The organism is Frankia sp. AiPa1, from assembly GCF_023243075.1.
Classification (GTDB): Bacteria; Actinomycetota; Actinomycetes; order Frankiales; family Frankiaceae; genus Frankia.
Genome location: NZ_JALKFZ020000184.1, coordinates 26,735 through 46,959, shown reverse-complemented (window position 1 = coordinate 46,959; position 20,225 = coordinate 26,735). Strand labels below are relative to the sequence as shown.

23 protein-coding genes are annotated in these 20,225 nt (G+C 71.4%); 10 read left to right on the top strand and 13 right to left on the bottom strand.

Going from position 1 to position 20,225, the window contains the following annotated elements:
- Positions 1-3 precede the first annotated feature (3 nt).
- The 5 genes from MXD95_RS24900 to MXD95_RS24880 form a co-directional block, all read right to left on the bottom strand.
- Positions 4-429, bottom strand: a complete 426-nt coding sequence (locus tag MXD95_RS24900; protein WP_250643163.1) for a transporter — start codon at positions 427-429, stop codon at positions 4-6.
- 514 nt (positions 430-943) lie between these two features.
- The gene (locus MXD95_RS24895) at positions 944-1,270 is read right to left on the bottom strand and encodes a hypothetical protein (protein ID WP_250643162.1); all 327 of its coding nucleotides are present in this window, start codon (positions 1,268-1,270) and stop codon (positions 944-946) included.
- Positions 1,271-1,297: 27 nt separating this feature from the next.
- Entirely contained in the window at positions 1,298-2,293 is a 996-nt protein-coding gene (locus MXD95_RS24890; RefSeq protein ID WP_250643161.1) for an NAD-dependent epimerase/dehydratase family protein, read from the bottom strand.
- 23 nt (positions 2,294-2,316) lie between these two features.
- The gene (gene relB, locus MXD95_RS24885) at positions 2,317-3,813 is read right to left on the bottom strand and encodes a type II toxin-antitoxin system RelB family anti-toxin (RefSeq protein WP_250643160.1); all 1,497 of its coding nucleotides are present in this window, start codon (positions 3,811-3,813) and stop codon (positions 2,317-2,319) included.
- A gap of 136 nt (positions 3,814-3,949) precedes the next feature.
- A complete protein-coding gene (locus MXD95_RS24880; RefSeq protein WP_250643159.1) occupies positions 3,950-4,144 on the bottom strand; it encodes a hypothetical protein in 195 nt (64 codons plus the stop codon).
- Positions 4,145-4,480: 336 nt separating this feature from the next.
- Here MXD95_RS24880 and MXD95_RS24875 point away from each other — a divergent pair, with 336 nt between their 5' ends.
- The 7 genes from MXD95_RS24875 (at position 4,481) to MXD95_RS24845 (ending at position 10,142) form a co-directional block, all read left to right on the top strand.
- Positions 4,481-5,833 carry a nicotinate phosphoribosyltransferase gene (locus tag MXD95_RS24875; RefSeq protein ID WP_250643197.1) on the top strand — a complete coding sequence of 451 codons (1,353 nt, stop codon included), beginning with the start codon at positions 4,481-4,483 and terminating at the stop codon, positions 5,831-5,833.
- Positions 5,834-5,839: 6 nt separating this feature from the next.
- Positions 5,840-6,571, top strand: coding sequence for an NUDIX hydrolase (locus MXD95_RS24870; RefSeq protein ID WP_250643158.1), 732 nt, complete (start codon positions 5,840-5,842; stop codon positions 6,569-6,571).
- Positions 6,572-6,790: 219 nt separating this feature from the next.
- Positions 6,791-7,081, top strand: coding sequence for an ATP-dependent Clp protease adapter ClpS (clpS, locus tag MXD95_RS24865; RefSeq protein WP_250643157.1), 291 nt, complete (start codon positions 6,791-6,793; stop codon positions 7,079-7,081).
- Between the two features lie 614 nt (positions 7,082-7,695).
- Positions 7,696-8,235, top strand: a complete 540-nt coding sequence (locus tag MXD95_RS24860) for a DUF2017 domain-containing protein (protein ID WP_250643156.1) — start codon at positions 7,696-7,698, stop codon at positions 8,233-8,235.
- A 62-nt stretch (positions 8,236-8,297) separates the two neighbouring features.
- Positions 8,298-8,702: a M67 family metallopeptidase gene (locus MXD95_RS24855; protein ID WP_250643155.1), complete on the top strand. Its 405-nt coding sequence runs from the start codon at positions 8,298-8,300 to the stop codon at positions 8,700-8,702.
- Between the two features lie 164 nt (positions 8,703-8,866).
- Positions 8,867-9,154 (top strand): MoaD family protein, encoded by a 288-nt coding sequence (locus tag MXD95_RS24850; protein WP_250643154.1) that lies wholly within the window; start codon positions 8,867-8,869, stop codon positions 9,152-9,154.
- A 40-nt stretch (positions 9,155-9,194) separates the two neighbouring features.
- Positions 9,195-10,142 (top strand): PLP-dependent cysteine synthase family protein, encoded by a 948-nt coding sequence (locus MXD95_RS24845; protein WP_250643153.1) that lies wholly within the window; start codon positions 9,195-9,197, stop codon positions 10,140-10,142.
- Positions 10,143-10,170: 28 nt separating this feature from the next.
- Here the strand turns inward: MXD95_RS24845 and rdgB are convergent, their stop codons facing one another.
- The 4 genes from rdgB to murI form a co-directional block, all read right to left on the bottom strand.
- Positions 10,171-10,803, bottom strand: a complete 633-nt coding sequence (gene rdgB / locus MXD95_RS24840; RefSeq protein WP_250643152.1) for an RdgB/HAM1 family non-canonical purine NTP pyrophosphatase — start codon at positions 10,801-10,803, stop codon at positions 10,171-10,173.
- The gene (gene rph / locus MXD95_RS24835; RefSeq protein WP_250643151.1) at positions 10,800-11,558 is read right to left on the bottom strand and encodes a ribonuclease PH; all 759 of its coding nucleotides are present in this window, start codon (positions 11,556-11,558) and stop codon (positions 10,800-10,802) included. The genes rdgB and rph overlap by 4 nt, the downstream gene beginning before the upstream one ends.
- 96 nt (positions 11,559-11,654) lie before the next feature.
- A complete protein-coding gene (locus MXD95_RS24830) occupies positions 11,655-12,401 on the bottom strand; it encodes an MBL fold metallo-hydrolase (RefSeq protein ID WP_250643150.1) in 747 nt (248 codons plus the stop codon).
- Positions 12,398-13,357, bottom strand: coding sequence for a glutamate racemase (murI, locus tag MXD95_RS24825; protein WP_250643149.1), 960 nt, complete (start codon positions 13,355-13,357; stop codon positions 12,398-12,400). The genes MXD95_RS24830 and murI overlap by 4 nt, the downstream gene beginning before the upstream one ends.
- 702 nt (positions 13,358-14,059) lie before the next feature.
- On the opposite strand from murI, the gene MXD95_RS24820 reads away from it, so the two are divergent.
- Positions 14,060-14,266, top strand: a complete 207-nt coding sequence (locus MXD95_RS24820) for a hypothetical protein (RefSeq protein WP_250643148.1) — start codon at positions 14,060-14,062, stop codon at positions 14,264-14,266.
- A gap of 57 nt (positions 14,267-14,323) precedes the next feature.
- Here the strand turns inward: MXD95_RS24820 and MXD95_RS24815 are convergent, their stop codons facing one another.
- The 3 genes from MXD95_RS24815 to MXD95_RS24805 are packed head-to-tail and all read right to left on the bottom strand — an operon-like array spanning position 14,324 to position 17,095.
- Positions 14,324-15,253, bottom strand: a complete 930-nt coding sequence (locus tag MXD95_RS24815; RefSeq protein ID WP_308301580.1) for an NAD(P)-dependent oxidoreductase — start codon at positions 15,251-15,253, stop codon at positions 14,324-14,326.
- Positions 15,254-15,296: 43 nt separating this feature from the next.
- Complete coding sequence (locus MXD95_RS24810; protein ID WP_250643146.1) at positions 15,297-15,821, bottom strand: NUDIX domain-containing protein; 525 nt, start codon at positions 15,819-15,821, stop codon at positions 15,297-15,299.
- Between the two features lie 38 nt (positions 15,822-15,859).
- Positions 15,860-17,095: a (4Fe-4S)-binding protein gene (locus tag MXD95_RS24805; protein ID WP_250643145.1), complete on the bottom strand. Its 1,236-nt coding sequence runs from the start codon at positions 17,093-17,095 to the stop codon at positions 15,860-15,862.
- Between the two features lie 297 nt (positions 17,096-17,392).
- Between MXD95_RS24805 and MXD95_RS24800 the strand changes: the two genes are divergently transcribed.
- Both MXD95_RS24800 and MXD95_RS24795 read left to right on the top strand, forming a co-directional pair.
- The gene (locus MXD95_RS24800; protein WP_250643196.1) at positions 17,393-17,803 is read left to right on the top strand and encodes a winged helix-turn-helix transcriptional regulator; all 411 of its coding nucleotides are present in this window, start codon (positions 17,393-17,395) and stop codon (positions 17,801-17,803) included.
- A 294-nt stretch (positions 17,804-18,097) separates the two neighbouring features.
- Entirely contained in the window at positions 18,098-19,528 is a 1,431-nt protein-coding gene (locus MXD95_RS24795) for an esterase-like activity of phytase family protein (protein WP_250643144.1), read from the top strand.
- A gap of 90 nt (positions 19,529-19,618) precedes the next feature.
- Here MXD95_RS24795 and MXD95_RS24790 read toward each other — a convergent pair whose 3' ends face one another.
- Positions 19,619-20,221 carry a histidine phosphatase family protein gene (locus MXD95_RS24790; protein WP_250643143.1) on the bottom strand — a complete coding sequence of 201 codons (603 nt, stop codon included), beginning with the start codon at positions 20,219-20,221 and terminating at the stop codon, positions 19,619-19,621.
- Positions 20,222-20,225: the final 4 nt, after the last annotated feature.

The following is a 20,225-nucleotide window of genomic DNA, read 5'->3' as shown; positions in this document are numbered from 1 at the left end:
CGATCAGCCGTGCCGGCTGGGCGCGGTGCCGGGGGTGCCCGCGTAGGCGTTCTGCTGCGGGTAGGCCTCGATCCCCGGCTTGGCGGTGGTCTCAGCCTCCAGGCCGGAGGTGGCCGCGGCGATGATCAGCGAGTGCAGGTCGTCGACCTGGCCGGCGACGCGGGCCTGGGCGGAGTGGGTCGCCTCGACCCGGTCGGCGATCAGCAGCGCGCTGCCGATGAACACGAGAGCCAGCCCGCCGAATCCGCCGGAAACCACGTAGGGTAGCTGCATGGCAACGTCGGTCTGCTTGGACACGCCGAGGTAGCAGCCGAGGAGGAGTACACCGCCGGCCGCCGCCACCACCCATCCCCGCAGCGCACGGACCACGTCGACCACCAGGCGCGTGGTGGGCCGCGAATTGCCGGTCCCAGCGGTCTGCTCGTCCACTTTCGTCTCCCCCAGGAGCGTCTCGTCGTCGGCCGTGCGGGCGTTCCCCCGCTGACCGCCCGTCCCGGGAGATGATCCGGGTCACGGCAGACGTCAGATTAGTGCGCGGAGCTGCACGGGCATGTCGTCGGGTGGCTCACGGATGTTCTCGGCGAGCTCCGGCGGCACGGGAAGCTTCGTCGCATTCGGTTTCAGAGGATAAATCAACCTGCGCGGTGAGCCGGACGCTATGTCCGCTCACGGACAGTCTGCGGGGGATCTGCCGTGATGTCGACCCAGGCCGGATGGGCCTCGGCCCGGGCACCGGCCGCGTGGCCGGCGCAGCCCGGAGCGCACCGTGCACAGGGGTCTGATCGGCTCCCGGCCACCGTGACCGCGGGCCGGTGTGATTCGGGCCGCGTGGCACCGAACTCGCGGGGTGGCCTGAACAGCGCCTGTGACTGCCCGTGTCGGCCTGGACCGCCCACGCCGCGCTGGTGCGAGCCGCCGGCCCACGCCGGCCTGAGCTGCGGGTTCAGCCGGGGCGGCGGGTTTGGGCGGGAACGTGGGCGGGGGTGTCGAGCACGTCACACAGCACGGCGGTGGCCGCGGCGCCGAGGCTCGCGCAGCGGTCCACCCAGACCCGCCGGCGCTGCCCCACCCGCCGGTCCTCGACCTCCAGTGGCCCCAGGACGCCGCCCATCGCCGCCTGCAGGTGCGCCCACTCGTGCGCCGCTGACCAGCTCGTGAACGAGCCCAGATAGTCGCCGTCGTAGTCATAGACGTGGCAGGGCCGTGGGCCCCCAGGTTCGTCAGCCGCCCTCATCACAGCCAGCCCTTCGGGGTCGGGGAAGCCAGTCATGATCATATAGTCGGACGGGCGGGTCGATCAGGTGATGATCGGCACGTTGCGCTGGCGCGGGGGCACACCGATGCCTCCGGCGGCCCGGCCATGGCGCCAGGCGTCGGCGACGATCCGCTCGATGCTCGACCGGGGCGAGCTCCAGCCGAACTCGGCCCGGATGCGCCGGCTGTCGCCGATGAGCGCCCTGGGCTCGGCGACCGGCGGGCAGTGCACCCGGCGGACCGGGCGCCCACTGACCCGGCCGACGGCGGCGAGCACATCGATGACGCTCACCCCCACGCCGCTGCCGACGTTGTAGATCGCGCAGCGGCCGGGCGCGGCCCGCTGCAGCGCCGTGAGGTAAGCGGCGGCCATGTCGTCGACATGGACGTACTCGCGCAGCGCCCGCCCGTCGCCGTTGACGCGGAACACGTCGCGCCGTCCGCTGGCCACCGCGATCGCCGCCGGGACGATCCGGCTGTCGTCGGCATCGAAGTGGCCCTCGACCGCACCGGCCACATTGAACGAACGCAGAACCACCGCACCGATGAGCCCCGTGCCGGCCTGGTGACCGAGTAGACGCTCGGCGGCGAGTTTGGAGGCGCCGTATGGGTTGGATGGGTCCGGCCGCCGGCTCTCCGGCACGCCGGTGAGGTCCATGTTGCCATAGACGGCACAGCTGGAGCCGAACACGAACGCGGGTGCCACGCCCGTGCGTTCGGTGCCGGCTTCCAGCGCGGTGAGCAGGTTGGCGGTGCCGGTCAGGTTCGCCTGGAAGTAACGCAGCGGAGCGGTGCGCGACTCCCGCACCCGGGTCAGGGCGGCGAGATGGCAGACCCCGTCGAACCCACGGGCGATGCCGGCCGCGGCGAGCTGCCGGGGGTCGAGCAGGTCCGCGCGCACGACCTCGACCTGCGGCGCGAATGCCGGTGCCGCGGCCGGGTCGCGGACCATCGCCGTCACCGTGTGGCCGGCGACGGCCAGGGCATCCGTGACCACCGCGCCGATGAACCCGGACGCGCCGGTGACAAGTACGCGCATCTTCCGGATCAGCCCGTCCTGGATCAGGCGCCGGCCCGCACCCGCAGGCCGGGCAGCAGGGTCTCCCGGTGGCGCCAGGCGAGCTCGAGGCAGGCCGCCGCCGAGGGGGCGATCGGCTCGGTGTCGATGAGTCGGCGCAGCGCCGCGTGGGTGAACGGGATGCCCTCGGTCACGGCCCGGTTGGGCCCGGCGGTGACGACGGAGCCCTCCGGATTGCTCTGCACCATGCCGCCGAAGAGCTTGTCGAAGGCGTCCGCGTCGATGACCACGACCGTGAGTATCTCGCCGAACAAGGTCAACGCGTCGAGGCCGAGGCCGAAGTACGACACGCGCATCGTTCCGGCGCGGCGGGCCTGCTCGAAGGAGCGGAACGGCTCGTCCGTCTCGTAGATGATCGGGTTCGACGAGCTGCCGTCGTGCTCGGGGTTGCCGAGCAGCTCCTCGCTGAGCTCCCGCATGATGTTGTGCCACAGGTCGAAGTCGGCCTCATGGTGCACGGCGGTGATTCCGGACGGCTGGAACACCCCGGCGGGAATCACGTGGTAGACCCCACCCGCGGTGGCCACGGAGCCGGCGCTGCGCCGGTGCAGGAAGAAGCTGGCCTGCCCGCCGCGGTCGTGCCGGATCGTGAGGGTGTTGATGGAGGGCAGTGCCACCCGGCGGGCGAAGTCGAACGGGCTGCCGATGCGGGCCCGAAACGGCAACGCCGGCCAGGACAGCCCGGAGCTCGCCATCGCCGCGGCCGCCTCGTGCGCCACGGTCTCGCACACGTCGACCGCGTCGAAGTAGGTGGTGTGGCCGAAGTCGAGGGTCGGGCGGTTGGTGGCGCCCGCGGCCGCCGTTCCGTCACCGCCGATGTCGAGCAGCCGGAAGCTCAGCCGGTTCTCGAACAGGGTCGGCCGGTCCAGGTCCCGCATCGCCCGGGTGTAGCGCTGGTAGCGGGACTGCGGGCCCGCACCGGCGAGCAGGGGACGGCTGCCGGCGGTCTCCGGCTCGTCGCCCCTGATCAGCGGTGCGACGACGTCGTCCCGCCAGCGCAGCACGACGTCGTCGATGTTCACCGGCCGGTCCCACACCCAGCCCGGGCGGGACAGCAACCCGCTGCCGAGCCGATCGGTCTCCGGGTAGAGCCGCACCGCGGCCCGGGCCAGGCTGATCCGGTGGTGGTTGAGATGGTCGCGGGTCAGCCGCCAGGCGCGCTGACTCGCGGCGACCTGTTCGGCGGCGGCGCTGCGCGGGGCGGTCTCCCGGCGGCGGTCGGCCATCGCACCGGGGGCAAGCCCGACGTCCTCGGGGGAGAGCGCCAGATTCCGGGCGATGTGACGCAGCGTCGAGATGTCATGGATTGCCCGCCGGCCGCTCTCGACCTTGGACACGTACGACTGGTCGAAGCCCAGCCGATCGGCCAACTGCTGCTGCGTCAGCCCGTGGGCCTGCCGATAGGCCCTCAGGAGCTGGCCGACGCCGACGCTGGCGGGAGCGGACCGCGGCGGTGTCCAGAGCCAGGTGTGACCAGTCACCTGCTGTCCTCTCGTCCGACAAAAGTGTTACGCGAAGTGAGCATAACGAGTCGGGCATCTGCGAGCGCAGTGACATAAATCGACCACTCCCCTTCGGGGCGGTCTGGTGGCGTCCTGTGACCCCCACCGGCCGGCCTCACTGGTTTGGCAGACCATCGTGAAGATCCCAGATGATCACAATGATGATCGCCGCGAGTATCCACCGCAGGAAGCGGATGCGTCCCCAGACATCCCCGGCGATGCCGCGCCCCGCGCGTGCGCCGAACACCAGCAGCGCAAGCAACGCGCCGCCGACGACGACGAGGAAGATGCCGGCATTGCTGTGGTCCACAGTGAAGACGATCGCATAGCGACCCGCGGCGCCCTTACTGCCCCGTGCAATCCACCTACTGCCTCCGTTCTCGGTGCGGCCGATCTGGGCCCTCTCAACGCCCTTCTCCGCTTCTCGCCCTCATCTTCTCGCCCTCATCGGGCCGTTCGCCCTCATCGGGCCGTCCTGCTCCCCGCCTTGCCGCTACTCGGCGCCGACCCTGCCGTCGCGGCGCGAACGTCACGTTGCGCAGTCGCCTGCCGCCGCTGCGCCGCCGGCGGCGGGCATCCCCGGCCGCCGTTCGGCGCGCATCTGGCCGGGTGGGGTCCCTACCCTGTTCGGGTGTCCACGGCGCTTATGACCGATCGCTATGAGCTGACCATGCTTCGGGCCGCACTGCGGTCCGGCGCGGCCCATCGACATGTGGTCTTCGAGGTCTTCACCCGTGCTCTGCCCCCCGGGCGCCGGTTCGGCGTGTTCGCCGGGACGGGACGGCTGCTCGAGGCCCTCGCCGACTTCCGCTTCGGCCCGGCGGAGCTTGCGGTTCTGCAGGCGGACGGCGTGGTCGACGAGGCCACGGCCGCGTGGCTGGCCGACTACCGTTTCCGCGGCGACATCCACGCCTTCGCTGAGGGCGAGCCGTTCTTCGCTGACGCTCCCGTCCTGGTCGTCGAGGGAACCTTCGGCGAGTCGGTGCTGCTGGAGACGCTGGTGCTGTCGATCCTCAACCACGACAGCGCGATCGCCGCGGCAGCCGCCCGGATGGTCGCCGCCGCAGGTGGGCGGCCCTGTCTGGAGATGGGCTCCCGCCGCACCCACGAGGCGGCCGCCGTCGCCGCCGCCCGCGCGGCGTATGTCGCGGGGTTCGCCGCCACTTCCAACCTGGAGGCGGGCCGCAGCTACGGCGTGCCCGGGGTCGGCACCAGCGCCCACGCGTTCACCCTCGTCCATCCCAGCGAACCCGACGCGTTCGCCGCCCAGGTCAGCGCGCTCGGCGCCGGGACGACCCTGCTCGTGGACACCTACGACGTCACCGAGGGCATCGCCGCGGCGGTGGCGGCAGCCGGCCCGAACCTGGGAGCGGTGCGCATCGACAGCGGCGACGTGGCCTCGCTCGCGCACGCCGCCCGCGGCCAGCTCGATCGTCTCGGCGCGCCGGGCGCCCGGATCGTCGCCACCGGCGACCTTGACGAGCACGCCCTGTCCCGGCTCGCCGCCGCTCCCCTCGACGGCTACGGCATCGGGACGAACCTGGTCACCGGGTCGGGTGCGCCCACGGCGGGCTTCGTCTACAAGCTCGTCGAGGTGGATGGCGCCCCGGTGGCGAAACGGTCGGTGGGCAAGGGGACCCGCGGTGGCCGCAAGCGGGTGCTGCGCCGTCACGACCCCGCCGGGCGTGCGGTGGCCGACATCGTGCTTCCGGTGGCGCCGACGGTGGCGCTCGACGCGACCGCGCCCGGCAGCGCGACCGGGCCAGGCGGTGCGGGCGGGCCGGTGGCCGGCGGGGTGACGGAGAGCGGCCGGGACCGGGAGCTGCTACGTCACCTCGTCGTCGGCGGAAAGCTCGCGGACGAGGGCCTGACCGGGCGCACCGGCACCGAGCGGGCCCGCGAGCACCACGCCCGCGCGTTCGCCGCCCTGCCACGCGGCGCTGGCGATGTGCGGTTCGGCCAGCCCTGCCTGCCCGTCGCCCACACCGGCCAGTCTTGATCGTTTTTGACCGGCCACACTGGGGACGTGCCGCCGCCCGCCGTCGCCGTCAGCGTGGACCTGGTCCTGCTGACCCTGCGTGCGGGTCGGCTGTGCGTGCTGCTGACCGGGCGGCCGGACGCCGAGGTCTGGACGTTGCCCGGGGGGTTCGTCGACGGCGACGAGGACCTCGATCGCGCCGCCGCCCGGCAGCTCACCCGCCTGACCGGCGTGACCAGCACCGGTCATCTCGAGCAGCTGCGCACCTACGGTGGCCCGCACCGTGGCCCGCGGGTCTCCGGGGTCAGCGTGGCCTATCTTGCCCTGCTGCCCGACCTGCCGGGGACCGTGCCGTCGCAGGCCGGTCCAGTCTGGTGGCGGCCGGTCGACGAGGTGGAGCTCGACGGGGACGCGGGGACTGGCCGGAGCCGGCGATCCGAGCAGGATCTGGCGCCGGACCACAGGCGCATCGTGGCGGACGGCGTCGAGCGAGCCCGGGCGAAGCTCGAGTACACACCGCTTGCCGCGGCCTTCTGCGAGGACGAGTTCACCCTTGCTGACCTGCGGCGGGTCTATGAGGCGGCGTGGGGAGTGGCCCTGGATCCGCCGAACTTCCGCCGCAAGGTGCTGTCCACTCCCGGCTTCGTCGTTGCGCTGGGTCGGCGCACCTCGACGCGTGGCGGCGGGCGGCCTGCCGAGCTGTACCGCCGGGGAATGGCGACCGCCCTGCATCCGCCGCTGCTGCGCCGCTCCGTCTGACCTGCGCCCTGTGCCTGCGCCCGCCCCCGCGGCCCCGCGCCTGTGCCTGTGCTCGCAGTCCAGCCTGGCCTGTGGGGGCGACAGTGCCCGCGGTCGGGTGCGCGGCTGGGTGTGGGGTGTCGGGTGCGACGCGCCCGTCACCTGGTCTGACGTGCGGATCCGCCGACTCGGGTCGTCCGTCCGATTGCCTGCGCCGGAGAACGGGTAACAATAGGACCCGTGTCTGTTACCGCCGTGTCGCCTCTCGATGTCGAGGAGGTCGACGAGTCCGTCGACGACGATCGGCCGTGGGTCGCGATCGTCTGGAACGATCCGATCAACCTGATGTCGTATGTGACGTACGTGTTTCAGAAGCTGTTCGGCTATAGCCGGACGAAGGCTCACGAGCTGATGCTCGACGTCCATCACAAGGGCCGGGCCTCGGTGGCCTCCGGCACCAGGGAGGAGATGGAAGCGGACGCTACGCGCCTGCATGCCTACGGGCTGTGGGCAACCATCGCGCAGGACTGACCGCGGCCGTCGGCCAGATATCCCGGGTTCGTCCACCGGGCCCGGGATATCTCGGGTCGTTCCGTCCACGGTATTTCTCGGGCGCCATTGCGCTGGATCCCGGCGTGCGATCCGGGGCGTGACCGGATGGCTGTCGTTGGCCTTATCCCGCGTCATTTCCTGGGTATCGGCCGCCTGCATTGTCTGGGCGAAGAGACGTCGGCCGGTTCGGGGCGTCCAGGGCGTTCGGGGCGTTCGGGGCCCGGCCTGTCGGGGCTCCGAGCCGAAGTCCGCGTGGTTGCGCTCAGTGTCATGCCGGGTGTATTTCGTGACGCCCAATCTGTCGGTTCGTGGGTCCTTCGTCCGGGCTACCCCTTTTTGGGATCCCGCGGTGTGAGCCGAGGGATCCGGCCCCGGCTTCGCGAAATCCGCCGCGGATGACCGGATCCGGGCGTGTATGAGCCCTTCGGGCGCCGGCTGGGCAGGTAGCCGGTTCGGTTGCCCACCGGGCGGGGCTTGGGTCTGTCGGCGTGCGCTGTCAGTCGTTGCCCGTCCGCCGCCGCCGCCGACGAACCCGCGGAGACATCCACTAGGCTGGCGACCGGACGCGCGCAGGACGATGAGGACGTGATGACGTGGCCGCAGACGGTTTCCGTCGCACCAGGGCCGGCATCGAGCTGCGCCTGCCGGAGCTTGAGGCCGCACTGCTCGGCGAGCTCGTCGGCCAGATCGACGTGATGCTCGAGCCGCCGCCGGTCGAGGACCCGCTCGAGGCGCTCGTCGGCCTGCGGGACACCGCCCCCCCGCCGCCGGATGACCCGGCTCTGTCCCGGCTGCTGCCCGATCCCTACCCGGACGATCCGATGGCGTCCGGAGATTTCCGTCGCCGCCGCACCGACGATCTGCTGGCCCGCAAGCGGGAGGCCGCCCGCCGGGTGCTGGCCGCCATGCCGGGGCCGGGGCGGGTGCTGCTCCTCGACGAGGATGCCGCGCAGGACTGGCTGACCACCCTCAATGATCTACGCCTCGTGCTGGGCACCCGGCTGGACCTGACCGACGACGACTCGACCGACGGGCTGGAGCACCTCGACACCGATGATCCGCGCCGGCCGCTCGCGGCGGTGTACGGCTTTCTCACCGAGCTGCTCGACGATCTCACCCGGGCCCTCGGCTGATCGCTCAGGCCTATTATCCGAGCTCCGGGCCTTCCGGCCCGTCCGCGTCGTACGGTGGGTCAGTGCTGCGAATCGACCGCGCCTGTTATGAGGCAATTGTCGCCCATGCCCGGCGTGACCACCCGGACGAGGCTTGCGGTGTGGTCGCCGGCGCCCTGGGGTCGGGCCGTCCGGAGCGGTTCATCCCGATGGAGAACGCCCAGCGCTCGCCGACCTACTACGAGTTCGACGCGGCAGAGAAGCTGAAGGTCTTCCGGGAGATGGATGATCGCGACGAGGAGCCAGTCGTGATCTACCACTCGCACACCGCGACCGAGGCCTATCCGTCGCGGACCGACGTCGCGCAGGCCTCCATCCCCGAGGCCCACTACGTCCTGGCGTCGACCCGCGAGCCCGACCGCACCGAGTTCCGTTCGTTCCGGATCCTCGATGGAGTGGTCACCGAGGAACCGGTGGAAATCGTCTGAACCTCCCGGGCGTTGTCTCCCGGGAAGCCGAAGCCGTCCTCGGGCCTTCCCCGCAGGGTCGCCTCAGGCATCCTCGTATCGGGCGCCTTGGTGCCCTCCCACCGCGTCCGGGGCCGTCCGGGCGTCCCAGCAGTAAGCCGTCACCGCAGCGCGAAAGGAACATCATGGCAGTCCAGGTCCGTGTGCCGACGATCCTGCGTACCCACACGGGAGGTGCGAAGCTGGTCGAGGGCGCGGGCGCCACCGTCGCCGACCTGTTCCGCGACCTCGACACCCGCTACAGCGGGCTGCGCGGCCGACTGGTGACCGGGGACGACGGCGCCGAGCTGCACCGGTTCGTCAACATCTACGTCAACGACGAAGATGTGCGTTTCCTCGGCGGGCTCGACGCGAAGCTCCAGGACGGCGACGAGGTCACCATCCTGCCGGCGGTCGCCGGCGGGGCCGGCTGAGCCGGCTGAGCCGGCGGGATTCGAGCGGCAGGCCCGACACGTGCGATTTGACTCCCTGGCCGACTCGGTCGGCCGGACCCCGCTGGTCGGGCTTCCGCGACTCTCGCCGTCGCCGGAGGTTCGGCTGTGGGCGAAGCTGGAACAGGACAATCCGACCGGTTCGATCAAGGACCGAGCGGCGCTGTGGATGATTGCCGACGGGGAGAAGCGCGGGCTGCTCACCCCGGGAGCAACCGTGCTGGAGCCGACCTCCGGTAACACCGGTATCTCGTTGGCGATGGTCTGTCGCCAGCGGGGCTACCGGCTGGTCTGCGTCATGCCGGAGAACACCTCGGTGGAGCGGCGCCAGCTGCTGCGGATGTGGGGCGCCGAGATCAGGTATTCGCCGGCCGCCGGCGGATCGAACGAGGCCGTCGCCGTGGCGAAACGCCTCGCGGCGGAGAACCCCGACTGGGTCATGCTCTACCAGTACGGCAACCCCGCCAATGCCCAGGCCCACTACGAGACGACCGGTCCGGAGATCCTCGAGGACCTGCCGGAGATCACCCACTTCGTCGCCGGTCTGGGTACCACCGGCACCCTGATGGGCACCGGCCGGTACCTCAAGGAACGGGTGCCCGGAATCGCGATCGTCGCCGCCGAGCCGCGCTACGGCGAGCTGGTGTACGGCCTGCGCAACATCGACGAGGGCTTCGTCCCCGAGCTGTACGACCCGTCGGTGCTGACCTCGCGCTATTCGGTCGGCCCGAAGGAGGCGCTGCGCCGCACCCGCGAGCTGGTCCAGGAAGAGGGCATCTTCGCCGGCATTTCCACCGGCGCCATCCTGCACGCGGCTCTGGGCCAGGCCGACCGGGCCGTCCGCGAGGGCCGCCCGGCCGAGATCGCCCTCATCGTCTGCGACGGCGGCTGGAAGTACCTGTCCACCGGCGCCTACGCCGGCACCCTGGAGGAAGCCGAGGCAGCCCTGGAAGGGCAGCTCTGGGCCTAGGGGTTTCGCTCGCGTCTCGGTGGCAGTGCTAGACGGTGGCGAGGACCTGGCCTATCTGTAGGGCGAGGTCGCGGAAGGCGCGGCCGCGGTGGCTGATGGCATCCTTCTCGTCGGCGGTCAGCTCGGCGTTGGTGCGGGTCTGGCCGTCGGCGAGGAACAGCGGGTCGTAGCCGAAACCGCCGTCGCCGCGGGGGGCGGTGAGCAGCACCCCGCGCAACTCACCGTGAGTGACCCGCTCGATGCCTTCCGGGGTGACCAGGGCCGCCGCGCAGATGAACGCGGCGCCGCGCCGTGGCGGTGGGACGTCGTCGAGCTGGGCGAGCAACAGTGCGTTGTTGGCCTCGTCGCGCTGCTCGCGGGCGCCGTCGCGGCATCCCGACCAGCGGGCCGAGCGCACGCCGGGCATGCCCGACAGCTCGTCGACGGCGAGGCCCGAATCGTCGGCGACGGCGGGAAGGCCGGTCAGGGCGGCGGCGGCACGCGCCTTGATCAGCGCATTCTCGGCGAAGGTGGTGCCGGTCTCGGCGACCTCCTCGCCGGCCGGCAGGCCCACCAGTTCCACCGTGAGGCCGCTGGCCGCGAGAATCCGCCGTAGCTCGACGAGTTTGCCAGTGTTGCGGCTGGCGAGGACCAGTCGGGTCGGCCCGGTCGGGCGGCTCACCGGGCACCCGACGATGCCGGGTTCCTGGCCGGGGGCGGACCGGCGGGCGGCGGGCCCTGCAGGGCCTCGGTCTGGATCGCGGTCAGCCGCGCGCAGCCGCGCACGGCCAGGTCGAGCAGGTTGTCGAGCATGGCACGGTCGAATGGCGTGCGCTCGGCGGTGCCCTGCACCTCGACGAAGCCCTCCGCGCCGGTGCACACCACGTTCATGTCGGTGTCGGCAGTGGAGTCCTCGGCGTAGGCGAGGTCAAGCATCGCCGCACCGCCGACGACGCCGACGCTTACCGCGGCGATGCTCGTAGTGATGGCCGCGGGCCGGCCGAGCCAGCGGGTGGCATCGACCAGGGCGACATACGCGCCGGTGATCGCGGCGGTGCGGGTGCCGCCGTCGGCAAGCAGGACGTCACAGTCGATGGCGATGGTGTTCTCGCCCAGCGCCGACAGGTCGATGCAGGCCCGCAGGCTGCGTCCGATCAGCCTGGAGATCTCGTGGGTGCGCCCGCCGACCCGGCCGCGGACCGACTCCCGGTCGTTGCGAGTGTTCGTGGATCGGGGCAGCATCGAGTACTCTGCGGTGACCCAGCCCAACCCGCTGCCCTTGCGCCAGCGGGGAACGCCTGTGGTCACCGACGCGGCGCACAACACGCGGGTGCGGCCAGCAGTGATGAGGGCGGAGCCCTCGGCGTGTTCCTGCCATCCGCGCGCAATGGTCACCGGGCGCAGCTCGTCCGGCTTCCTGCCATCGACTCGAGTCACTCCGTGACCCTACCGGCCGTCGCCATCCGGCCGATCAGGCCACATGCCCGAGGGGAGAGCGGAGCCCCATCGAGCGGGCCGGTCAGCCGCAGCCGGTCAGATCTCGAAGGTGGCGCCAGGGGTGGCGACCGTCAGCGTGCCGTCGAACGCCGCGCTTGCCTCCTCCTCCGACTGGGCGGCGTTGCCCCAGGGGACAAGATGGGTGAGCACCAGATGCCCGACATCGGAGCGTCGGGCGTGCTCACCGGCTTCACGGCCGGTCAGGTGCAGGTCGGGCGGGTTGTCCTCGTCGTCCAGGAAGGACGCCTCGCAGAGGAACAGGTCGCTGTCGCGAGCCAGCCGGACGAGCCGGTCACACGCCCCGGTGTCGCCCGAATAGGTCAGCACCCGGTTTCCGGCCGTGACCCGCGCACCATAGGCCTCGACCGGATGGGCGACCCGGGTGAGATCGATGCGGAATGGCCCGATATGCAGGCATCCGGCCCCGATGGTGCGGAAATCGTAGATGTCGGCCAGACTGTCGTCCGGCCACTTCTCGAATGCGCCGCACAGACGTTCCTGTGTGTTGATCGGTCCGTAGACGGGGAGTTTGGGCGGCGTGCCCTCGGGGTGGTAACGGCGGGCATAGGAGTTCGCCACCAGGTCCAGACAGTGGTCGCCGTGCAGGTGGCTGAGCAGGACGGCGTCGATGTCCCGCAGATCGCAGTGCTTCTGCAGCTCGCCCATGGAGCCGTTGCCGGCATCGATGACGAGCCGGAAACCGTCCGATTCGATCAGGTACGACGAACAGGCCGAGGCTGGCCCGGGATACGTGCCGGAACAGCCGAGAATGGTCAGTTTCACCGTGGCACCACCGGACTCTGCTGGACGGGAGGGCTCTGCTGGACTGAGGGACTGGGCTGGACTGAGGGACTGGGCTGGACTGAGGCGCTGGGCTGGGCGCTCGTGGTGCGTGGCAGGGCGGGCAGCGAGGTGTCGGGCAGCGACGTGTGCGGTGCCGGGCTCGGCGGCACCCCGCGGACGCTGCCGAGCTCGGGACCGAGGAATCTTCGGCCCACCCGGGAGAACGCCGTCGGATCGCCAGTCGTCAGGAAGCGGTGACTCGGCGGTGGAAGCTCGGGATCACGGAAGAGGCCTTCGCGCGCCAGTACCCGGTAGGTGTCCTTCGCTGTCTCTTCGGCGCTACTCACCAGTGTTACGCCTTCCCCCATGACAAGGCCAATCACACCGGTCAGCAGCGGATAATGCGTACACCCCAGGATCACCGTGTCCACGTCCGCTTCCTGCAGGGGTGCGAGGTACGCCTCGGTCAATCCCAGCAGTTGGCGCCCTGCGGTGATACCCCGTTCCACGAAGTCCACGAACGCCGGGCAGGCGACGCTGGTGAGTGCTACCGCCGAGGCCGCGGTGAACGCGTCGTCGTAGGCACGACTGGTGACTGTCGCGACCGTGCCGATGACACCGACGCGGCCACTGCGAGTGGCCGCGGCCGCCCGCCGGGTCGCCGGCATGATCACCTCAATGACCGGGACGTCATAACGCTCCCGGGCATCGCGAAGGCAGGCGGCGCTGGCGGTGTTGCACGCGATGACGAGCACCTTCACCCCCTCGGCGACCAGACGGTCCAGGCATTCGAGGGCGTGCCGGCGGACCTCGGCCAGCGGGCGTGGCCCATATGGTGCCCGGGCGGTGTCACCGAGATAGACCAGCGGCTCGTGCGGGAGCTGGTCGAGAATCGCGCGAGCCACGGTGAGACCGCCGACCCCGCTGTCGAACACTCCGACCGGCGCGCCACTCATGAGGGATCAGACTAAGCCGGAAACCCTGCGCTCACCCTGTGGCTGTCATCACGAAACCTTTGTCCAATGCCGGACAGCTCGCTCAAGTCATGGATCGTACCGGTCTGTCCGGTGTGTTCCGCTGCGGTCATGCTCGGTTGCTACCCGCGCAGACCCCTCGGTGTGCCGCGTCCGGACGATGTGTGGCTCGGTCGACATCGCGGCTGCGGGTGGGCCGGCGAATGCGAAAACCCGGGACCAGGTGGAGATGTCGGGTGGGCTCTTGGAAGTGCCTGCGGAAGGGGTGCGCGGCACGCGGTGGCCTCGCCGTCGGCATACGGGTTGAAGGATCGCAAAGAGGGTGTACGCTCGAACTGCCTGTAATCGATCAGTGACTACACGCTATCGAGCAGGTAGGTTGAGGTCGCGGCTGTGGTGTCAGGGTCGTTCCCATCCGTCCCCGACTCGTGATGCCCAGTCGCTCCTCGGTCCGGGCGGTGTCCGGCCGGGCATCCCCAGGGAGGCTGTATCCCCGGGGAGGCTCCGGCCGGCACCGTCGGGCCATGGCCTTCGGACCACGGTGGCATCCCGTCTGTCGGGTTGGCGTCGATCGGCGCCGTAACTCGGATACCGGGGATAGGAACGGGGGGTAGGTGGCACGCTCACTGAACCCGACCCACATCGGGTCCCATCGTCGTGGGGGTTGACATCACTGCTTGGCTCGTGATCCCGCGTCTCGCGGTAGAACCGCACGCGGAAGAGTGGTCCCCGAGCTGGGACTACGCGGACTCGGACTATGTGGCGGGCGCGGATGACGGCGCAGGCCCGGACGAGGCCAGGTCCACCTATGCCGCTGGCCCGGGGCACGTCGGCGCGGGCGGCGGCGAACCGTGGGAGACGGCCGCCACCGCCGACCGGTGGGCAATCTGAGGCTGCGCCGGATGTGCGCCGGACCCGACCCCCGTGCCGGATCCGTGCTGGGTCAGGTCAGGCCAGGCCGGCGCGGCGCCGAGCGGTCTCGGCGATGGCGGCCCAGTCATCGTCGGACTGGCCGTGCGCGAGGGCGTCGATGAACGCGTCGCGAAGCACCCCGCCGAAGGGCAGCGGCACGTTGCGCTCCCGCCCGGCGGCCAGTGCCAGCCGGACGTCCTTGAACCCCAGCGGCAGGCGGAAGTTCACCGGCTCGTAGTCGCGGTTCCCGATCATTGCGCCGTAGCCGGCGAAGACCGGCCCGGTGAACAGACTCTCGGTCAGCAGTTCGATGAACTGCGCCGGGTCGAGACCGCCGGCCTCGACCGCGGCCGTCGCCTCGGCCATCGCCTCGATCGAGCAGGCGATGAGGTAGTTGCCGAAGATCTTCACGAGGTTCGCGGCGGCCGGGGTGTCCCCGACCGTCCAGGTCCGCCGGCCGACCACGTCGAACAGCGGCCGCACCTCGTCGAGCGCCGTCGCCTCGCCCGCGGCGACGACCACCAGGTTCCCCGCGGCGGCCGCGTCGGTGCGGCCGAAGACGGGGGCGGCAACGTAGCGCAGGCCCCGCTCGGTGTGCGCGTCCAGCGCACGCTCGGCGAGCGCCGTGCTGACCGTGGCCATGTTGACGTGCAGTGCCCCGGCCGGGGCGGCGTCCAGCACGGCCGGATCGAGCAGGCGCACGGTGACCGCCTGGTCGTCGGCGAGCATGCTGAGCACGAGGCCGGTCGCGAAGGCCTCGTCGATGCTCGCCGGGACGGCGCCGGCCTTCGCGAGTTGTTCGACCGGCCCGGGGGAGCGGTTCCACACCAGCACGGTGTGGCCTGCGTCGAGCAGGGTGCGGGCCATCGCGCTGCCCATACCGCCCAGACCGATGAATCCGATCCGCATCTGGTCACACTCCCTCTGCTGGTGGGCCGGCTCCGCCGATGGGCAGGTTCCGCCGATGGACTGGTTCTGCCGGTGGCCGGTGCCGGGCGGGCCCAGGGTGTCAGACCGTCGGCAGGACAGCGAGGGCGGACGTCACCAGGTGCCGCATGAGCGCCGGGTCGTCGCCGCGGTAGCGGGCGAGGAACTCCTGCGGTCCGAGCACCTGGCGCCCGTGGGACTCATGGGTGGCCGCCCAGGCGCCGAGCTCACGTACCCGGGCGGTCAGGATCACCATGTACGAGAGGTCGTCCGGGCCGAAATAGTCCGATTCGATGACCTCGACGGGGTGCAGGTCGCCGAGCCGGGCCCGGATCTCCTCCCAGGCCTCCCGGCGCACCGTCTGGGCGAGGGAGGTCTCGCCCTGCTGGACGTGCCCGCCGGGGATGTCCAGGCCGCGGTCGAGTTCGGCGACGACGAGCTGGTCGCCGTCGGTGACCGCCACCACCGCGACACTCGTCACTCGGTCGAACGGCGGGTCGGCGGCCGGGCCGAGGAGGGTGAGACGCGTCGAGCGGGCCCCGGACGCATCCGTCCCACCAGGTTCACCCGGCCGGACCGGGCGGCGGTCGGCTCCCGTGATGTCCATCCGGACAAACCTACCGCTCGCTCTGCCATCTGTTCGCTCTACCGCTCGCTCGCACCGGTCCCTCGTTCCTTCGCGGGTCCGTCCCGCCCTTTGTCCTTCCCCTCGTCCGGGTCCATGCGGCGGCGGGACCGTCCGGCGTCGCCGACCAGGCGGATCTCCTTGTGCGGGAAACGCCGGTGGGCGTACTCGGCGGCGGGGGAGCCCGCGGTGACGTAGAGCGGTTCGACCTTGTCCTGCAGGGGGCGCAGAACGAGATCCAGAAACGCGCGCCGGTCCGCGAGATACGGCTCGAGAACATCCTCGCCGGCGGGGCACACGGCCATGCAGTAGGCGGCCTTGTAGTTCGCCCGGAAGGACAGGCTCTGCCACATCGAGGCGTTCTCCGCGTCACTGACCCGGGCTCGGAAGTCCGCACCGTCCGTGCTGTCCGCGACGGTCTCGGCCCAGTCGGTGAAACCGGACATGAACTCCCGGTAGTTGTGGGTGAAACACGCCATCGGATGAAACGTGCCGTCCCGCTCGATGGCGCCGACCGGGCAGGCGGCGACGCACAGTTTGCACTCGAGGCAGGGGTTGTACTCGATGGGCGCGCCGTACTCGCTGACCTCCGCGTCGAGTAGCAGGGTGGCGAGCAGGACGAAGTTCCCGAACCGGGGATGGATGACGTTGCGGTGGATGCCCATCGCGCCGAGCCCGGCCGCCACCGCCACCGTCTTGTGCGCCACCACCCAGATCCGGCCCGGATAGCGGTCCATCTCCATCGGGAAGGTGGCCGAGGGGTTCACCGCCCGGTACCCGGCGTCCTGCAGCTCCCGGACGATCCGCCGGGCGGCCGTGTTGACGATCTCGCCGCTGTGGTGGAACTCCTGGTTGGCGACGCTGCGTTCCGGCGATCGCACGTTGTCCCGGTTCATCCGGACGACGATCGAGACCAGGCTGCGGGTGCCCGGCAGGGCCCGCTCGACGTGCGGGCGCTCGGACTCGAGCTCGGGGCGGCCGAGTGGGACGGCGGCCACGTCGTCGGCGCCGGCCCGCAGCGCCACCTCGCGCAGCCAGCCGGCATCGACGATCGGCGGCTCACCCTGCCTGGCCGGATCGCCGCGCCGCGCCGGGTCGGCGGCGGCCCGGCCCGGCGCGGCGGAATCGGTCTGACGGGCGAGAACCGTGCGCACCGACGGGTGTGCCGCGAGCCGCGCCGGCAGAGCGGACCGTCGTGCCGGTGAGTCCGGGCGGTCCTGGTCAGGTCGACGGTTCCGGTCGTCCTGGCGATCCATGGGGCACTCCGGGGTTGGATCCAGCATAGTTGGATTTTCCAACTGACTATTGGAGGTGGGCGGGCCTGGGTCAACCGGTAGGTTGGAAAGACGGACCGACGCGGTGGGTGGAACGACCAGGCGGGCAGACCGACACCGACGGCGGCAGACGGATCGGGTGGCAGACGGATCGGTTCGCCCCGGGTGGGGCGGGCGTTCGGCGAGGAGGACTGGACCGTGACGGCTGACGGGCAGCGGACCGGCGGTGGGCAGCGGACCGGCGGTGAGCGGGACAAGACCGTCGGGCGGGACTGCTCCATCGCGGGCGCGCTGGGCGTCGTCGGGGAGAAGTGGAGCCTGCTGGTGTTGCGGGAGGTGCTGCTCGGGGAGCGGCGGTTCGACCAGATCGCCCGCAACACCGGCGCGAGCCGCGACATCCTCGCCGCCCGTCTGCGTGGCCTCGTCGAGCGCGGTGTGCTGGCCCGCCGGCAGTACGAGCAGCGTCCGCCGCGCGACGAGTACGTCCCCACACAGGCCGGCCGGGAACTCGCGCCGATCCTGCTCGCGCTCATGGACTGGGGAGACCGGCACGTCACCGAGGGCCCGCCGCCGACCCGCTTCGAGCACGACTGCGGTGCCGAGCTGGAGCCGGAGCTGGCCTGCCGGCACTGCCATGCGCGGGTCACCGCCGGCTCGACCCGGCTGCTGCGCCTCGGCTCCGTCGGCTGAGCGGACCGTCCGCTGCGAGGACCGTCCGCTGCGAGGACTGTGCGCTGCGAGGACTGTGCGCTGCGAGGACTGTGCGCTGCGAGGGCCGTGCACTGCGGGCCCTGCCCATTGGTGGGCTGCCTGTTCGGAGGAATGGCCTCTGAGCAGTCCGGATCGGTCGTCTGCGCGCGCGGTCGGTCGCACCACGGAGCGGCTCTGGTCAACCGGGGTTCATCGTCCGTCCATCGCCGGCTCCTAACGTCCCGTCTCGGTCGTCTTTCGGCGGCCGTACAGGGACGTGACAGGAGCTGGTCGATGAGCAGCGGGGGAAGCGCCGGGCGCGCGGCGTCAATGCGGGGGAACGCGGCATCTCGGGGGAACGCGGCGTGGCGACGGGTGGTCGGGCGTCGCGGCGGGCTGGCGGTCGCGGCGGTCGCCCTGGCCCTGCCGGTGGGCCTCGTGGCCGGGCAGGGAACGGCGGTCGCGGCACCCGGCGCCGGATCCGGTATCCGCGGCGGTTCGACCGTGCCGACGGTGACCGCGACGGCGACACTGCCGGACGTCAATCTGAAGGACTTCGCCAGCCGCCTGATCCCAGGGTCCGTCGACGACGACCACGGGGTCAGGCTCGGCGGGATCGGCAGCGACCTGTATCCCGCGGGTCGACCGAACGAGTTCTGGACCATCACCGACCGCGGTCCCAACGGCCAGATCAAGGTGGATGGGAAGAACCGGCGCACCTTCCCGGTGCCCGGGTTCGACCCGGCGATCCTGCGGGTCCGGGTCGAGGGCGCGGCCATCAAGGTGCTGTCCGCAGTGCCGATCACGACCACACCTGGCAAGCCCGTCACCGGCCTGTCCAACATCGACGGCTACGACGAGACGCCTTACGCCTGGGACGCCACCACCAAACTCGCGTTCAATCCGAACGGCCTGGACACCGAGGGCCTCGTCCGGACCCGGGACGGTGACTTCTGGGTGGTCGACGAGTACAGCCCGTCGCTACTGCGGATCAGTGCCACCGGCAAGGTGCTGGCCCGGTACATCCCGGCCGGCGTGAAGCTGACCGGCTCGGACTACCCGGTGATCGCGTCGCTGCCCGCCATCCTCGGCAGCCGCAAGACCAACCGCGGGTTCGAGGGCGTCGCACTCGCCCCCGACGGCCGCACCCTCTACCTGGCCGTGCAGAGCCCGCTGCAGGTGCCGGACTCCGACACCGGTGACGCCTCGCGCAACACCCGCATCCTGCGCTTTGACACCGCCTCGAAGAAGGTCACCGGCGAGTACGTCTACCGTCTCCAGGACGTCACGACCTTCGACCCGAGCGCCGAGGGCGACCCGTCCGAGCTGAAGATCTCCTCGCTCGCGGCCGTGAACGACCACACCCTGCTGGTCGACGAGCGCACCGACCCGGTGGCCCGCCTCTACACCGTCGACCTGCGCAAGGCCACGAACATCCTCGGCACGAAGTGGGACACGGCCACGACCTCGCCATCCCTGGAATCGTTGGCGGACCCGGCGAGCGCCGGCGTCACCGGGTTGCCCAAGACGCTGGCCGTCGACCTCGAGGCCGTCCCCGGGATGCCCGACAAGATCGAGGGCGTGGCCGTCCTCGGCCCGCGCAGCATCGCGGTGGCCAATGACAACGACTTCGGCCTCGGTACCTTCGACGCCTCCGGCCGCCTGGTGGACTCCGGCGTGAAGAGCCGCATCCTCCTGCTCCGGCTGAACCGACCTCTGGGCTGAGCGCCAGCAGCGTGGCGCCGCCGGCGAGCTGCCTGTCGGGCTCGGCGGCGGCGCCCGTCCCGTCCATCACCCGGATCCGGCCGTCCTCCGTCAGCCGGGCAGGTTGAGCAGCTCGATCACACGGGACTCGTGCTCGTGGCCGAGCATCGACAGGCTCCCGGCACCGAGGATGAAGTGCGCGCCTTCGCGGGCCGGCAGGCCCAGCCAGCGGGCGATGAGGACCCGCAGCATGTGCCCGTGGCCGACGAGGGCCACGTCGCCGCGCTCCAGTGATGGCCGCATCCGGGCAAGCACCGCGTCGGCGCGGGCCCCGACCTGGTCGGCACGCTCGCCGCCGGGCACCGGCGCGCCCCAGACCGTCCAACCGGGGACGGTCTGGCGGATCGTGGCGGTGGTGATGCCCTCGTAGTCGCCATAATCCCATTCGGCGAGGTCGTCCCAGACCACCCGCTCGGCCACCGGCGGGGCGACCAGCCCGGCGAGGTCGGCCGTGTGCCGCGCCCGGCGCCGCGGGCTGGTCGCCACCAGGGCGAACGACAGCTCGGCCAGGTGCGCGGCCTGAGCCTCGGCCTGTCGCTCGCCCTCCTTGGTCAGCGGTACGTCGGTGCGCCCGGTGTGCCGGCCATCGCGGCTCCAGGCCGTCTGGCCGTGCCGCAGGAGCACCACTCGGCCGGCGGGAGCGGCGGGGCTCATCGGC